The following is a 15184-nucleotide window of genomic DNA, read 5'->3' as shown; positions in this document are numbered from 1 at the left end:
GCTCCCGTCGTCGGGGTGGTGGTGAGGGCTGGGGCCGGACGGGGTCCGGGGGCCGGGGCCGGGTCGGTGGCGGCCGGTCGGCTCGGGTGCAGGCCGTTGCTCCGTATGGGCAGGGGTTGTCGGGCCACACCCGCGAGCAGGGGGAGCTGGGCGGCAGGGCTGAGAAAGGGCTCGCGAACACTCCTCTGCCCGCATAGAGTCCCAGGTCACGAAGCCTGCTCCCCGCAGACGCGGGGATGAACCCGTAGGTGACTGGTACCAGGCAAAGAAGGGCGGCTGCTCCCCGCACACGCGGGGATGACCCCGACCCGAAGCGGGTCATCGCCCCGGCGCTTTCCTGCTCCCCGCACTCCGCGGGGATGGACCGAAGGGTCGATTTCAGCCGCGTTCGAGGCTCAAGGGGTCCTGGACCACCCACTCGACGCCCCCGCCCTCGGGCCGGGCGAACACGGCGTTCGCGTACGAGATCCGGGTGGCTGGGTCCTCGTACTCCCCGATGAACTGGACGACACCCTTCCTCTTCTCCAGCGGGTCGAAGATCTGGACGCCCTCGGCGACCCATCCGGGGAGGGCCTGCTTCTGTCGGGGGCTGGTAGTACGGGCCACAGCGCTCCTTCGGGTTCTCGCGGTCCGGCGGCGGCCGGCCCTGTCGGGGGACGAGCGGTCGGTAGGGCGTGCACGGAACCGCACCTGCCTCCGCCGCCGGTGCTCCGGCGCGCCTCGGCGGGTGCTTGCATTCAGTGAACCGGCCGTCACGCAGTGCCGGTACGGTGAAGGTGCCGGGAACCCGTTCAATCCGTTCAAGATCGTTCCAGGGGGCCGAAGATGACGGAGAGTCGGACACCGAACGACGAACTGGCAGCCGTCATCGCCGAGGCCGGAGTCACGTACTACGCGCTCGCGCGGGAGATCCGTACGGTGGCGGCCGAGGCCGGGGAGACGCTGGGCACCGCCCCGTCGGCCGTCGCCTACTGGGTTGCCGGAGGGACACCGAGCGGTCGTACCCGCTCATACATCGCCGAGGCCCTGTCGAGAAAGATCAAGCGGAAGGTGACGGTCGCCGAGGTGGGTCTAGGCTGCGCAGGCATCGGGGAGGCGCTGAGCGCCGACCCCCTGGCCACTGCCGCCGACCTCGGGAGATCAGTGATGCTCCGCCGCAGGGAATTCCTCAACGCCGCCTTCGCCACGGCCGCCGTCGGTCTCCCCCTGGCCTACGACCATGAGGCGGTGGCCGCTACGTTCAAGGCGGCCGGTAACGGCGGCACCGTCGGCGCGGAGGAGGTCGCCGTCGTCCGGCAGCTCACCGAGATGTTCCGGAGCGCGGACGAGAAGCTCGGCGGCGGACACGGCCTGACCACGGTCACCGCCTACCTCACCGACACCGTCACCCCCATGCTCCGGGGCCGGTTCCCGTCGGAGGCGGTGCGCAGGGACGCCTTCGGGGCGGCCGCGCAGTTGGCGTGCCTGGTCGGCTGGAAGCACCACGATCTCGGCCGTGAGGGCGCGGCCCAGCAGTACTACCTGCTCGGATACCAACTGGCCTGCGAATGCGACCCGGCCGGCCACGGCGCGTGGCTCATGCGGGCGATGACGCACCAGGCCCTCGACCTCGGCCACCCGGGCTCGTGCGCGGAGCTTGCGGAGGAAGCGCTGCGCCGGGCGTCGGGCAAGGTCGACCGGCAGACCGAGGCGCTTCTGCTGGTCACCTGTGCCCGGGCGTACGGGACGGTCGGGGAACGCGGCAAGGCGGCGGGGGCGCTGCTGGCCGCCGAGGACGCGCTGTCGGACACGGAGGATCCGGTGCCGTCGTACGCCGCCGCTTCCGGGCCCGTCGCGGCGACCGTCGCCTCGCACACGGGCAGGACGCTGACCGCGATGAAGGACTACTCCGCGGCCGAACGGCACTACCGCACGGCGATGGTGGCCCGTACGCCGGGCACGTACCAGCGCGGACATGCCCTGACCATGGTCAACCTCGGGAAGTCGGTCGCCGCGCAGCACCGGCACGAAGAGGCCGTCGGGCTGTGGAGCCGCTCGCTCGACTTCATGGACGGAGTGGTCTCCGACCGGAGCCGGAAGGAAGTCCGGTCCATCCGTACGGTGGCGGCCGGCTACGGCCGGCGCGGCGTGCCCGGAGCGGCGGGTCTGCAACAGCGCGCGACCGAGCTCCTGCGAGCCCAGGCATGACGGCCCGCGGTACGGACGCTCCCGCGGCCGCGGTGGGCGTCGTGGTGCTGACCATGGGAGACCGGGAACCGGAACTCCGCGCCCTCCTCGACTCGGTGGCGTCCCAGGAGGGCGAGGCGGCGACGGTCGTCGTGCTCGGCCAGGGCGTGAAGCTGCCTCCCCTTCCCGACGGGGTGGAGGCCGTCGAGCTGCCGGAGAACCTGGGCATCCCCGGCGGCCGGAACGCGGGCGTGCGGTGGCTCCGCGAGCACGGCGGCGTGGACATCGTCCTGGTCCTGGACGACGACGGCCTGCTGCCCCGGACCGACACCCTGCGGCTCGTCCGGGAAGCCTTCGCGGAGAATCCGCGGCTCGGGGTGGTGGGCTTCCGGATCGTCGACGAGGAGGGCCTCACCCAGCGCCGCCACGTACCCCGCCTCGGCGGCGCCGACCCGGCACAGTCGGGGCCGGTCACCACGTTCCTCGGCGGTGCCCATGCCATCCGTATGAGCGTGATCGACCAGGTCGGGGAGTTCCCGGCGGAGTTCTTCTACGCGCACGAGGAGACGGACTTCGCGTGGCGGGCGCTGGACGCGGGGTGGGAGATCGACTACCGGGCGGACCTGGTGCTCCGGCACCCGCGCACCCAGGCGTCCCGGCACGCGGTCTACTACCGCAACACCGGCCGCAACCGCGTCTGGCTGGCCAAGCGTCACCTGCCTGCCGTGCTGGTGCCCGTCTACCTGGCCACGTGGGCGGCGTACACCGTGGCACAGCGGCCGCCGCTGCACGGGCTCCGGTCGTGGTGGGCCGGCTTCTTCGAAGGCGTCCGCGTCCCGTGCCCGCCACGGCGGCCCATGCGGTGGCGGACGGTGTGGCGGATGACGCGCCTGGGCCGGCCGCCGGTCATCTGACGGAGACGCGGACCAGGACGGGCCTTCGCCGCCGCGGGGGAGCGGCTGCGGGCGTTTTCACGTCGATCCCTAACGGGTTGGTGCGCGAGAGCGGTCGTGGGCGCAGTCGGGAGTGCAACTGAGTGCACCCTTCGCACGTCCTCCCCTCCGTGACGAGGCGTTGGATACCCGGGACACGGCGCGGACGGGTCCTGACCGTGGGCCCGGCCGGGCTGGTACTGGCCGCGGTCCTGCTGTGGAATGTCCCGCTGGCCGGGCAGTGGCGAGGGGAGCCCCCGCTCACGCAGCTCCTGCCGCAGTCCCCGCCCGGGCCGGGGCCCTGGGACAGCACCTCCGAAGGCATGTATTTCTCCGAGCCGGGGCTCGACGAAGACGAACAGAAGTTCCGGGGCTTCGCGCTCCACGGCAGCGACATCCTGCGCCACGGCTTCTCGCAGAGCGTCAAGCGGTTCGACTCCCCGACCTGGGCCTGGCTCGCTGTCCGCCGGTCTCCGGCCCAGGACAAGCCCTGGTCCTTTCCGCCGGTCGAGCCGGCCGGCAGCCGGAAGGCGGACGATCAGTCCTACACCTGCCTCGTCTACAGCGACTCGGTGGACGGGTGCGAACGCTGGTACGGCCACATCCGCTACGGCCAGTACGTGGTCGACATTGCTGTGAACGGCCGGGAGCAGGCACCCCAGGCCCTCGCCCTCCTCCAGGAGGCCGTGCTCGCCACCGACGCCCTCATGCCTGAATGACCAAGGCGCGGGCCGCGTCGATCGCGCGGAACTCCGGGCGCTGGAGGGGATGGAGGCGGCTGGAGGTGCCCGGGTCCTCCTCGAAGACGACAGGGTCCTTGATGTCGGCCTCGTGAAGGGCGAGGTCCTGCCGGGCGGTCGACTGCCGCCGGGTAAGATCCGGGAGTTTCATCGAGCCGTGGTTCGGGGCGAGGGTGCCGCGACCCGCGGATGTGGTGAGCGCATCCACGAGACCGTCCGGGGGGGCATCACATGACACAGCAGGGGACCATCGTGATAGAGCGCATGGACGGACCGGCCGCAGTGCGGGCCGAGGACGCGTTCAGGCTGATCTACGCCGAAGCGTTCGCCGAGCCTCCCTACTACGAGACGCCGGACGACGTCGCCGCCGCCTTCCGCCGTTTCCCTGCCCAGGTCCGCAAGCACACCTTCCGTGCCGCCCTGGCCCGTTGCGAGGACGGCGAGCCGGTCGGCATGGCGTACGGCTGGTCGCTCGCTCCCGACACGGGCTGGTGGGACGAACTGACCGAGCCGGTGCCCGAGGACGTGCGACGGGAGGACGGACACCGCACCTTCGGGCTGATGGAACTCGCAGTGCGCGGACCGTGGCGCGGGCAGGGCATCGCGCGGTCTCTGCACGAGACGCTGCTCGGCGGCATTGAGGCCGAGCGGGTGCTGCTGAATGTCCACCCGGGCGGCAAGGCGGCGTCGGCTGCCTACCGGGCGTGGGGATACCGCAAGATCGGCGAGGCGCGGCCATGGGGGACAGGTGCCGACCTCCATGACGTGATGCTGCTCGACCTGCGCTGAAAGCAGCCTGTGAACGGAGCGCCGCGAAGGCGCCCGCGTCCGCAGCCAGAAGCGAATCCGCTGGGGCGGATGCCCGCTGACACTGACGGCATGGAGGCGAACCCCAGCAAGATCGTTCTCGCCGGGGATTCTCTGTACCTCAACTACTCACCCGGAGTCTCCCACTGCCCCCTGGCCACCCCGTCCGCGTCCGGTACGACGGCGCACCAGTCGGCCGGCGCCGCATCGGCCAGCATGAGGGAGAAACCGTCATCCGTGACCTCGGAGAGTGTGTCGGCTCCACCGGGGTAGTTCCGGTGGGCCAGTTCGCCGTGCGACAGCGGGGCCACGAAAGCGGTGAAGTCGTCTTGCAGCAGCTCCGCTCTGGGGTTCAGCTCCGGCTCGACGGCGACGCAAACCAGCGAGCGTGGCCGCAGTAGTCGGGCCACTTCGGCTGTGCTCTCCGGCGTCACGCGGAACCATCTGCACCCCTGAGTGCCGTACGCCCAGCGCTCGCAAACCAGGGTCAGGCGCTCGGATACTTCCGCCACCCTCGCCCAGAAATCCGCGTCCGCGACGGCGTCGACGGGGTCCGAGACCTCTACGGGTTCAGGAGCCGAGTCTCGCCACAGGAACGCCGCGGCCTCACCATGGAATCCCGCCAGATCGGCGGCCACCGCTGGTGTGGTGTAGAGGTGTACCGCTCCCTCCCATCCCGACTCGATCTGAAGTCTCCCGGGTGCGGCGAGCTGACAGTACGGCCCGCGCCCGGCTGCCATTCCCTCGACGAGACCTATCGCTTGCGGCGGCCGGACCTCCGCACCATTGCGCAGGCCGCGGTGCTCTTCGGGAAGGGGCTCGCTCACCAGCAGCCCGCCCACCTCCAGGAGGTCTGCGCCACTCTTCTCCATCGCGGCTCCGAGCACCTCGCGAAGCTCCGCCGCGTACGCGCTCCAGGCAGCGGCTTCCGCCAGCTCCTCTCGCACGCGCTCGCTGCGGGGGCCAATGATCAGCTCTTTGGTCATTTCGCCGGCCACTTGAGTCCTCAGCTCCCCTTCCGGCCCGATGTCCGATCGTACGTTCCGCCTCGGGCGGGATGGTGTGTCAGATCATGGCGAGCCGGTCCACGAGCAGCTCCATCCTCCGCTCGGTCTCCTCCGGCGGCAGCCGTCCCGCCCTGGTCAGGGTCGCCAGCCCGTGCAGGGACGCCCAGAACACCTAGGTGAACAGTCCCGGGTGGACGCCGTCCCCGGCGACCTCGGCGAGGTTCTCCAGAAGGACGGCGAAGGCGTTCTTCAGCGGCTCCGGGGTGTCCTCCTGCGCGAACGCCAGGCCGCCGTCGAGCTGGAACATGGCGTCGTAGACCGCCGGGTTGCGTTCGGCGAAGTCGAGGTAGGCGCGGGCGAGAACGGTGACCCGGGCGTGCGGGCCGTTTGCGGCGGAGGTCGCGGCCCGCAGCGCCGCGGCCAAAGCGCCGCACGACGGGCACGTCACCGTCTGCTGTCGGGCGTGCAGGTCGACCCATACTGCGTCCCCGACGACGCCCACCGCGTCGACGACCAGTCCCTCGACGTCCGGCCACACGAAATCCCAGAAGCGTTCGTCCCCCATGGACACCATGCTGGGCAACGAGTATCACAGGTCGTGGCGGATGTTTAGGACTGACCGTCACAAAATATCCGCCACAGCCAGATTCAAAGAGCGCCATCATCGGCAGGAAACGAAGCGGTTGCCGCCGAGCCAGCCGCAGGAATCGATCGCACGTCGCCGCCGGATTCGTTCCCCTGGCTCAGGCAGCGGGCAGCACAGCGGCAGGCTCAGCCCGCCGCGGGAGTGTCCGGCTTACCGGGGCATGAGATTCGGAGGGAGCATCGGCATGCGCCCCTGCACATCTACGGCGGACGGGATCGAGGTAACGGCCTCGGTGCAAAGGCCATAGGTGTACAGCGTGGCCCGCTCATTGCCGTTGTGCCTGCCGGTGACATACCAGCCCTTCGGCCCGTTGTTCCAGGCGATGGAGCTTGCGCTCATGGTGAAGGCGCCGCCGTCGCGGAACGCTAGAAATCCACCTCCCCCGGTGACCAGCTGACCGGGCGGACAGTCATCCGTTCTGGCCGTGCCGACTTGTCCCGGATTCAGGTCGGTGTGCCCCCACACCACATGTGTGGTGATCTGTCGCGAAGCAGCCGAGTTGGACGCGCCCTGCTGCGCGTAGGCGATTCCGGCCCCGGCGGCGAGGGCCGCGGCGACCACGAGAGCGGTGGTACGAATGCGTTGCATGATGCCCTCCCGAAGGACGGATTTGTCGGGAGGACTCATAACCCTCGGAGCCTTGCCCATCCCCCGGGTCACGCGGATACCGCAAGCAGAAACGATCTCCCAGCGTCTCATCGAGTGAGTGGTTCCTCGGCGTGTGCCCGACGACGCTGGACGGGCCGAGAGAGATGGCCGCGCCGAGCGGCACGCCCCAACCCTTCGCCCGGACGACAACCGCCCATGCGGGTTGGCCAAACCAGAGGCGAACCCCGCCAGGTACACCGCTCATGCCAGGTCCGGCCGGTAAGCAAGCGGTCCACTCTCGCTCGCCACGCTCACCAGGCTCAGAGACAGCTTCTCGCTCTGCGCTGGAGCTCAGACGCCGTCGAGGGCCAGGTCACGCGCATCAAGCTGATCAAACGCCCGTCAGACGGCCGAGCTTCCTTCGCTCTCTTGCGGACCCTCGTCCCGGCGCAGCCGCCGTGACCGTCACGAAATATCCGCCACAGCCGATTCCACAGATCCCCATCGGCGGGCCGACAACGCGCCGGTGGCGCACATGTGGGCCGGGCAAGGTCACGTCTGTTCGTTGGGGGATCCCCCAACGAACAGAGGCGTCACTCGGCTCCGTAGTTGGAACGTTTCCACACGCGTTCGAATGCTTCCGCTGGGCTGATCGGTTCGGTGCTCCCGGCGAAGCTGGCGAGCCACGTGGCACCGGCCTGTCGGTGTCCATCCGTATCGGACAAATTCCAAGCCGCCAGTGCACGTGCGAAATCAGTCTGCGTGGTGTCTTCCATGATGCTGATCAGCAGCGATGCGTAGGCATCCTTGTCTACTCTGGCCAGCTGTTGACCGGCCTTGCCGCTAAGGGCGGGGTCTCTGGCAAAGCGCATCAGCCACTCGATGCCGGCTTCTCGGTGTCCATCCAGCTGAGCCAGCCCCCAGGCCGCCCAAATGCGATCCTCCCCGTTGAAGGTGGTGTCTTCCACGAATCGGGTCAGCATGGTCGCCGCGGCCTCCTCGTACTCGTCCATCAGGGCCAGTTGCCAGGCCGACCACACACGGTCGTAGTCATCGACTGTGGCGTCTTCGGCGAAGCGGGCAAGCCATGCCGCTCCCGCTTCCCTCTCTTCACGTACCTCGGTCAACGCCTTGGCGGCCTGCATGCGATCGGGCACCTTGAGGCTGGTGTCCTCAGCGAAGCGTGCAAGCCAGGTCACACCGGCCGACTGATATCCCTCCACCCGAGCCAAATCCTTGGCGGACTGGATGCGGTCGTGCACCGTGAGGCTGGTGTCTTCGGTGAAGCGTGCAAGCCAGGTCACACCGGCCTGCTGATATCCCTCCACCCGAGCCAACATCCCAGCAGCCAGCGAACGCTCGTCCGCTTCGAGCAAGGTGGCCCGAACAAAGAGGGTCAGCCATTCGGCAGCAGTCTCTTGATATCCCTCCAGCTGACCCAGGGTGCCGGCTGCTGCCACGCGATCCCAGATCCTGGCGCCGTCGTCCTCAACGCGTTGGATCAGCAGGTCCGCACCGGCCTCCAGATGTCCATCCAGCATGGAAAGCCACCCGGCCGCCTTTACGCGGATTTCGAACGGATCGTAGATGCTGGGCTGCTCGACCAAGCGGCGAAGACGGCCGGCGATGGGCTGCAGGGGAAGGTTCGTCTTCAGGTCCAGGACCTGCACGACGAGGGACTGGATCGTTTCCAGTTCCCCGCGTTCCGCCAGGATTTCCAATCGCCGAGTCGTCTCGGTCGCGGTGCTGTCCCCGGCGCCGAGGAGATGGTCGAGGAGGAATCCGAGGTAGGACGAGGGGTGGCGTGGAGGCTGTGGGGGACTTTCGATGGTGGAGGGTTCTTGGTGGGGGAACAGATCGTGGAGCAGCTGGACACGAGCAGCCTCGTCGCGCGTGGCATGGCGGGCGGCGTGGAATTCGAGGAAGGTCTGGTGGAGGAAGTCGAGGTCGTCCGCGCGCTGGGTCAGGATGCCGGTGGGCCGCAGGAGGTCGCCCAGGAACGCGTGCCAGAGGTGCTCTTTGACCTTCTGTGGACGGTTGGCCTGAAGGTGTGAGGCCAGGATTTCGACGGCGGGCGCGGTGCTGCCGTTGATCCTTTCGTAGGCGAGGTGGTCAATCAGCTCGGGCAAGTGATCGCGCACCTGTTCGGCGGCCTGTTCGGCGGCCTGGTTGTCCCTGGGGATCTGGTGACGGTCCTTCAGTCGTCGGATGGCCTCGTCATGGGTTTTCTTGATGTTCTTGTGGGCGTTCTGTTCGTAGATCAGCTCGACGAACGACTGGTAGGCACCGGTACGGCCGTCGGGCAGGGGACGGAGGGGATCGGCCGCGTAGAGCTGGCAGAGCATGAGGGCCATCAGCGGGATGCGGGCCAGGCTTTCCAGGCGGGAGTGCTTGAGGCCGGCGATGAATGCCTTGACGTGGCGGCCGGGGTCGTCCAGGGGGCGGAACCAGTGTGTGGCGTAGCCGTGCAGGTCGTCGCGGGAGAAGGGCTGTAGTTCGTAGCGCGGCACGTGCGGGCCCAGGGCGCCGAGTTCTGCCGCGGGCAGGGGGCGGGTCGCCACGACGAACCGGTACAGACCCGGCGCGGCCGCAGCCGCGCCGGCGAGCATCGTCAGAACAGCGTTGCGGGTATCGGTGTCGGGGATCTCGTCGATGCCGTCGACCAGGACCAGCCAGGACACCCCGGCTCGTGGCGGGTGGCGGAAGAAGTCGGCTGTCAGCTCATCGAGCAGCCCGACCTGCCGCAGGTTGGCGGTCACGGCTTCGGCGAGGACCGTGGGCAGCGGGTCCGTGCCGGTCAGAGCGGCGGCGCTCACCATGACCGGGATCGTCTCGCCGGTCCTGCGGTCCAGCCAGCTGTCGGCGGAGTCGGCCAGGTGGGTGCAGAGCAGCGTGGACTTGCCGCCGCCGGGTCCGCCCAGCAGTACGCACATGGCCCGGTCTTCGCGGAAGACCTCGGCGGCGGGCACCGCGGGGTCGTTCTGGTTGTTCGCTGCCGGGGTGCGAGCCTGCTGGCGCACGTAGACATCGGCCAGCGCCGGCAGGCTCGGGACGCCCAGGACGCCTGGATAGGGGTGCCGGCGTGCCGCCTTCTCGGCGGCTTCCAGGTACGCCTCCAGTGGGGTCGTGCCACGGCGTTCCGCCTGATCGCGCAGACGGGACAATTCGTCTCTCTCCGCGCTGCTGATGCCCGCCGCGTTGAGAATCGCCATGAGAGTGGCGGCCTCTGGCGGCCCCTTGTCGGGGTTGAGCGCGTTACTGACCGTCGCCTTACCGACCGGCTCGCCGTTGATCTGTGCCTGCCTGACGATGTCGGCCTGCTTCAGCTTCTGACGGGTCAGAGCGCCCTTCAGACGATTCTTCAGTTCCCTGTTGGCGCTGTCGCGCCCTGCCGGCCCCGTATCGGACACCCCGCCCCCTGACTAGTTGTTCATCCTTGTTCATGTGAACCCGGTGAACACCTCCTGCGCCGATTCTGTACTCGACCGGCCGGCCGGTCCCGTCCGAATCGGAAAAATCGTTCTGGAGGAGTACCGGATGACCATCGAACTGGTGCTGGCCAGCGGCCCCGTTCTGCTGGTGGCAGTGCTTGCGCTACGGCGGCGCAGGGCGCAGTCGAAGCCGGTGGGACTGGCTCGCGACGTCCGCGACCTGATCACCCTGCGCATGGTGCTGCGAGATGCCAAGCCCGGCCAGCGCGAGAGCCTGCTGGAGGCACACCGCAAGTGGCGATGTGAGCCGACGAAGAAGCCCCGAGGCTGAAGTCTGGAGACCAGCACGGGCGGGGACAGCAGAGCCCCGCCCGGAGCCTGGCCTATCCCTCCCCGTCGTCATCGTCGAGGTCGACGGCGTCCGGGTCGCGTAGTACTTGTTTCCGATCCCCTGATGTGGGCGGCCTGTCCCGAAGGGGGTGGCGGGCCAGGCTTGGCCGGGCCCGCCACCCCGTTCTCGAGGTCACCCGGGAGACCGTGATGCGCCACCGCCGCTATCCCTCGGACACCACCGACGCCGAGTGGGCCCTGATCGAACCCCTCCTGCCCACCCCGGCCTGCGAGACCGAGGCCGGCGGGGCTCCGGAGCGGCATCCCAGACGGGAGATCGTCGACGCCATCCGCTACGTCGTCGACACCGGCTGCAAATGGAGAGCCCTCCCCGCCGACTACCCGCCCTGGCGGACAGTCTGGGGCTTCATGGCGAGATGGACCGCAGCCGGCGTCGTCGGCCACATACGCGACCACCTGCGCGGCCGCATCCGCCGCGACATGGGCAAAGGCCCCAGAGCGGTGGCCACTGTGATCGACTCCCAGAGCGTCAAGGCCGCCGAGACTGTTGCCAAGGCCTCCCGCGGCTGCGACGCCGCGAAAAAGATCAACGGCAGGATACGGCACCTGGTCGTAGATACTCGCGGCCTCCCACTGCTCGTCATGGTCACCCCCGCCGACATGACCGACCGGGACGCGGCCAAGGAAGTCCTCTTCCGCCTGCGCCTCATGCATCCCGAGATCACCATCGTCTGGCCGGACCCGCCTACGCCGGACAGCTCGTCGAGTGGGCCAAGAAATATCTGCGGCTCACCATCAAGACGGTCAGCCGGCCAAAGGACGCCACCGGATTCGTGGTCCTGCCGCGCAGGTGGGTCGTCGAGCGCACGCCGGCCTGGCTCACGCATGCCTGCCGCCACGCACGCGACTACGAGAGGCTCGTACAGCACAGCGAAGCACTCATCACCTGGGCAGCCATCACGTTGATGACCCGCCGCATCACCCAGAAGAAGAAGCTCAGCCCTTCCACCCTCGCCCAAGCCGCCTGAACCGGTACCTCCAGCTCAGCCGACGGCTCGGTACATCACATCTGTCATGAACGGCTCAGGCGTAAGCAATGAGCGAGAAACCTGGCTACTGGACCATTCAGGTGGCATGCCCGCCTTTGCTTACCTGTTTTGGTTTGGAGTGTCCACATCACCGGAAATCCTGCGCTTCGGGCGGATCTCGCTCCCCACACCGAAAGGAACCGATGCCATGAAGCGCATCGCGCAGAAGGTGATGACGCTTTCCGCTGCTGTTGCCATTGCGGCCGCGGCGGCCATTCTCCCAGCGCCTCACGCGCAGGCCCATGCTCCGCGCATCGCCTTCCCGGAGATCGGCATCCAGTTCAACGCCGACGGCAACGCCGGCCAGTGCGGCGGGAGAACAGGGGAGCAGTGGCACCTCCACCAGAACTGGACCGAAGCGATCCGCTTCGACACCGACTCTCGCCCGGGCGGTTGCCGACTCGCCTTCGGCATCTACGACCCGGACGACGATCTGGCCGGGGCGTCCGTCACATACACCTTCCAGTCCAGCCCCGGCGGGAACCCTGCCCAGTGCGGAAACCAGGGCACCCACCAAATGCCGATCCAGAGGACCCGGACCTTCGGCCCCAGCATCCGGATCGACACCGACAACCGGCCGGGCGGATGCAAGCTCACCTTCGCCTTGTCGAGCCCCTTCCGCATGGGAATCGACGTCCGGTACGCCTCCGACGGCAACCGCGACCAGTGCGGCAACGCCTTCCCTCTCCCGGGCACCACCAGCCCTGTGGACAACAGCCGCGCAGTGCCCATCGACATCGACACCGACGACCGCTTCGGCGGCTGCCAGCTTCAGCTACGGCTCGATCTCCTCTAGTTCTATGCGGACACGTACCAACACCCACCGAAACGGCGATGCCTCCCGGGCCCGAAGGATCCTGGGAGGCATCGCCGTCTCACCTAGGCGCCGCAGCCCGCTACGCGGGACGGAGGCGGTGAAGCTGTAGCGGCCCAGGACGTTGAGGTTCCTGTGCTTGAGCGGGGACAGGCGGGCCACGTCGTCGTCCCGGATCTCCCCCTTGTGTCCGCGGCCCGCCCGGACTTCTGCACCCAAGTGGCCGAGACTCCGGGCGTCAGTCGATGGTTCGGGGGATAGGTGTGGACTGCAAGTTACCTGTAACAGACTCCCCACCACCCACTCACCTTGGCGGCCCCGGCCCCGCCCCGCGCCGTATCCCTGGGCACCGGACCTTGGTACACCGCGGGCAGGGGAGTGGGTGGTGGGAAGTCTGTTACAGATAACTTATGTCACTCGAGGATCTCCGTCCCTGGGTGTCTGGATCCGTGGCGCCATGGTCTCGCTGTCAGGCTCAAGCGACTCCCGTGCAACATCGCTGAACGCTACGAGCGCCCGCCTGTACTGCAGCCATCGAGCTTCCTGCGTCTGGACCAACGGTTCGCGCAGCATGTCGATTGCGAGGGCTTGAATCTGTAAGGAGTCCAACAGGCCGCATTGCCGCAGAGCATCGACGGCCTCCGCCTTGCGAGCCTCACAGTCCGGGCTCTGGACATGGAGTGCTTCACGCGCCCTCGTTACAGCGACATACGCAGCCCTACCCGCTGCACTGCCATCATTAGCTGCCCTGACCAGGGAATCCATCGCCCTGGCTGCCGGTCCCCTCAGACGAGCCGCTTCCAGAGAGGCCTGCAGGGCCTCCATGACCAACATCGCCATGATTGAAAGCAACGAGGACGCGCTCAGCTGAAGATCAGCAAGGGCCAGGTCCACCTCGTCCCAGATATCCGCCTCATCATCGCGCTCCTGGCGGTAGAGATCGAGGGTAAGGCGCATGAACCTTCGCGTCGTCCGGACGTACTCCGCAGCCGCAGTCCGGCGTTCGTCCCTCAGCGCCGCCAACCGGTACGCCTCGGCGGCGATCCAAGCCGCCTCCCGCGCCGCGCTCGCCTGCGCCAGACCGCCCGCTGCCTGCACCTTCGCGCCCAGCCAGTTCCCCAGCAGACCGCCCCCGATCGCCAGGAACGGCGCCAGCAGGGTCAACCCCGCCGAGTGCCGTTCGATCCAGTGCCAGAGCCCGACCACCATGCCGCCCCCTCTGTTCCGCCCACTACGGCGAAACAGGCAGCGTAGGCGCGAGAGCGTACGGGTCGAGCCCGTACAGGTAATTTGACCGCATGGATCGCGACATCGCCGAGCTCGTCGAGGAGTGGCTGGCCGGCCCGAACTCCGAGGCGAACGGCTACTTCGGCTACCAGGCCCTCGAGCACTACCGGCCCGCCGTCCTGCACTGGCTGACCGTCGGCTGCGGTACCGACGACCGCCCGGACCCCGACCTGTACCTTCAGCCCACCCCCACGGCGCTACAGGAATGGGCCATCGGCTACGCGGCCGCGGCCCGCTCGCGCGACGCCGCCTGCGGAGCCGTCCGCTCCTTCTACCGCTGGGCCGAGACGCCTGCGGCCGCCGGCGGGCCCGCCCTCGTGCCGCCCGGCACCGCGAAGTCGCTGCAGTTCCAGCGCGGCGGGAACTTCGCCGCGGGCCTCCCCGGCCGTGAGCTCCTCACACCCGACCAGTGCCGCTGGCTCGCCCAGGCCGCCGACCGCTACCCGGGCACCCGCCGCGAAGGCCCCCACCGCGCCCGCGCCCTGGTCTACCTCTGCCTCAACCACTACCTCTGGGGCCGGCACAGCGACGACGACGTCCTGCGCCCCGGCCAGATCACCGCCATGCGCCTGAGCGGCCGCCACCGCGAACAGCACCGCACCACCTGGGACGTCCCCCAGAAGAACGCCGCCTCCGACGCCACCCGCCTCCAGCCCGTCCACCACGACGCCGTACGCGCCATCGACGAATACCTCCCCCACCGCGCCGCCGCCCGCGACGACACCGGCCACCTCTTCACCACCGTCAACGGCCGCCCCCTCGAACCCCAGTCCCTCATCCGCATCCTGCGCACCGTCGCCGCCACCCACCCCGACCTGGAGGAGATCGCACCGGCCCTGTCCGCCGACGCCGTCACACACTCGCCGCCCACGCCGCCCACGCAGCCAACCGGACCCGACGCGTCGTCCCCCTCCTGATCGCCACCCTCCTGGCCGGCAAAGGCGCCTCGCCGTCCGCTACACCGTGGACCAGGACACCGCGAGACGGGGTCATGGCGTTCTCCTCGAGTGGTAGACGGAGCCGGCCACCCCCGCGCAGGTAGGCCCCGGTGTCCTAGCTCAGACACCAGCCGCAAGGTAGGTCGTGGGTGGCGGCACGAGTCCCGTTTCCCTGTCCGGGGCGCTGTCGTTGGCCTGATCGAGTGATCGAGGCCAAAAGGGGCGGGCGTGCGGCAAGAGTGGTCGCCAGAGGAGCTGTTGGCGAGCTGGACGCTGGTGGACGGCGACTGGGACCTAGGGCCTGTGTGATGTCGTGATCATTCGGCGGTTTTCAGCAGGTCGTCGATCCAGATCATTGCGGCGCGGAGGTGGAGGCCGGCGAGGTAGCT

General features: G+C 68.8%; 13 protein-coding genes and 3 pseudogenes. 8 read left to right on the top strand and 8 right to left on the bottom strand.

Translation table 11 applies throughout. From position 1 onward, the window contains the following. Positions 1 to 378 precede the first annotated feature (378 nt). On the bottom strand, positions 379 to 606 hold the full coding sequence (locus tag ACFWBN_RS24280; RefSeq protein ID WP_385179012.1) for a hypothetical protein: 228 nt from the start codon (positions 604 to 606) through the stop codon (positions 379 to 381). Between the two features lie 219 nt (positions 607 to 825). On the opposite strand from ACFWBN_RS24280, the gene ACFWBN_RS24275 reads away from it, so the two are divergent. The 3 genes from ACFWBN_RS24275 to ACFWBN_RS24265 all read left to right on the top strand — a co-directional run bounded on the left by ACFWBN_RS24275 (position 826) and on the right by ACFWBN_RS24265 (position 3817). Continuing rightward, entirely contained in the window at positions 826 to 2187 is a 1362-nt protein-coding gene (locus ACFWBN_RS24275) for a tetratricopeptide repeat protein (RefSeq protein ID WP_385179011.1), read from the top strand. Further along, positions 2184 to 3080, top strand: coding sequence for a glycosyltransferase family 2 protein (locus tag ACFWBN_RS24270; protein WP_385179010.1), 897 nt, complete (start codon positions 2184 to 2186; stop codon positions 3078 to 3080). Before ACFWBN_RS24275 ends, ACFWBN_RS24270 begins: the two co-directional genes overlap by 4 nt. Positions 3081 to 3229: 149 nt before the next feature. After that, a complete protein-coding gene (locus ACFWBN_RS24265) occupies positions 3230 to 3817 on the top strand; it encodes a hypothetical protein (protein WP_385179009.1) in 588 nt (195 codons plus the stop codon). Here the strand turns inward: ACFWBN_RS24265 and ACFWBN_RS24260 are convergent. Continuing rightward, entirely contained in the window at positions 3804 to 4046 is a 243-nt protein-coding gene (locus ACFWBN_RS24260; RefSeq protein WP_385179008.1) for a hypothetical protein, read from the bottom strand. The two genes, ACFWBN_RS24265 and ACFWBN_RS24260, sit on opposite strands and share 14 nt — an antisense overlap. 23 nt (positions 4047 to 4069) lie before the next feature. On the opposite strand from ACFWBN_RS24260, the gene ACFWBN_RS24255 reads away from it, so the two are divergent. Next, positions 4070 to 4627 carry a GNAT family N-acetyltransferase gene (locus tag ACFWBN_RS24255; RefSeq protein WP_385179007.1) on the top strand — a complete coding sequence of 186 codons (558 nt, stop codon included), beginning with the start codon at positions 4070 to 4072 and terminating at the stop codon, positions 4625 to 4627. 143 nt (positions 4628 to 4770) lie between these two features. Here the strand turns inward: ACFWBN_RS24255 and ACFWBN_RS24250 are convergent, their stop codons facing one another. The 4 genes and pseudogenes from ACFWBN_RS24250 to ACFWBN_RS24235 all read right to left on the bottom strand — a co-directional run bounded on the left by ACFWBN_RS24250 (position 4771) and on the right by ACFWBN_RS24235 (position 10296). Beyond that, positions 4771 to 5631 carry a hypothetical protein gene (locus ACFWBN_RS24250; protein ID WP_385179006.1) on the bottom strand — a complete coding sequence of 287 codons (861 nt, stop codon included), beginning with the start codon at positions 5629 to 5631 and terminating at the stop codon, positions 4771 to 4773. A gap of 79 nt (positions 5632 to 5710) precedes the next feature. After that, positions 5711 to 6076, bottom strand: a pseudogene (locus tag ACFWBN_RS24245) (TetR-like C-terminal domain-containing protein); the annotation flags it as partial. A gap of 372 nt (positions 6077 to 6448) precedes the next feature. Further along, on the bottom strand, positions 6449 to 6886 hold the full coding sequence (locus tag ACFWBN_RS24240; RefSeq protein ID WP_385179005.1) for a hypothetical protein: 438 nt from the start codon (positions 6884 to 6886) through the stop codon (positions 6449 to 6451). Positions 6887 to 7479: 593 nt separating this feature from the next. Next, positions 7480 to 10296 carry an NACHT domain-containing protein gene (locus ACFWBN_RS24235; RefSeq protein WP_385179004.1) on the bottom strand — a complete coding sequence of 939 codons (2817 nt, stop codon included), beginning with the start codon at positions 10294 to 10296 and terminating at the stop codon, positions 7480 to 7482. 127 nt (positions 10297 to 10423) lie between these two features. Here ACFWBN_RS24235 and ACFWBN_RS24230 point away from each other — a divergent pair, with 127 nt between their 5' ends. The 3 genes and pseudogenes from ACFWBN_RS24230 (at position 10424) to ACFWBN_RS24220 (ending at position 12552) form a co-directional block, all read left to right on the top strand. Further along, complete coding sequence (locus tag ACFWBN_RS24230; RefSeq protein ID WP_385179003.1) at positions 10424 to 10648, top strand: hypothetical protein; 225 nt, start codon at positions 10424 to 10426, stop codon at positions 10646 to 10648. A gap of 209 nt (positions 10649 to 10857) precedes the next feature. Then, positions 10858 to 11696, top strand: a pseudogene (locus ACFWBN_RS24225) (IS5 family transposase). 106 nt (positions 11697 to 11802) lie between these two features. Next, entirely contained in the window at positions 11803 to 12552 is a 750-nt protein-coding gene (locus tag ACFWBN_RS24220; protein WP_385179002.1) for a hypothetical protein, read from the top strand. Here the strand turns inward: ACFWBN_RS24220 and ACFWBN_RS24215 are convergent. Together ACFWBN_RS24215 and ACFWBN_RS24210 are read right to left on the bottom strand one after the other, a co-directional pair. After that, positions 12532 to 12783 (bottom strand): annotated as a pseudogene (locus tag ACFWBN_RS24215) (hypothetical protein); the annotation flags it as partial. The gene ACFWBN_RS24220 and the pseudogene ACFWBN_RS24215 sit on opposite strands and share 21 nt — an antisense overlap. A gap of 195 nt (positions 12784 to 12978) precedes the next feature. Next, the gene (locus ACFWBN_RS24210) at positions 12979 to 13779 is read right to left on the bottom strand and encodes a hypothetical protein (RefSeq protein WP_385179001.1); all 801 of its coding nucleotides are present in this window, start codon (positions 13777 to 13779) and stop codon (positions 12979 to 12981) included. 89 nt (positions 13780 to 13868) lie between these two features. On the opposite strand from ACFWBN_RS24210, the gene ACFWBN_RS24205 reads away from it, so the two are divergent. Then, positions 13869 to 14774: a hypothetical protein gene (locus ACFWBN_RS24205; RefSeq protein WP_385179000.1), complete on the top strand. Its 906-nt coding sequence runs from the start codon at positions 13869 to 13871 to the stop codon at positions 14772 to 14774. The last annotated feature ends 410 nt before the right edge of the window (positions 14775 to 15184 follow it).

Origin of the sequence: Streptomyces sp. NPDC059989 (assembly GCF_042736975.1) — a bacterium.
GTDB lineage: Bacteria > Actinomycetota > Actinomycetes > Streptomycetales > Streptomycetaceae > Streptomyces.
This window is presented reverse-complemented; position numbering and strand designations above follow the sequence as displayed.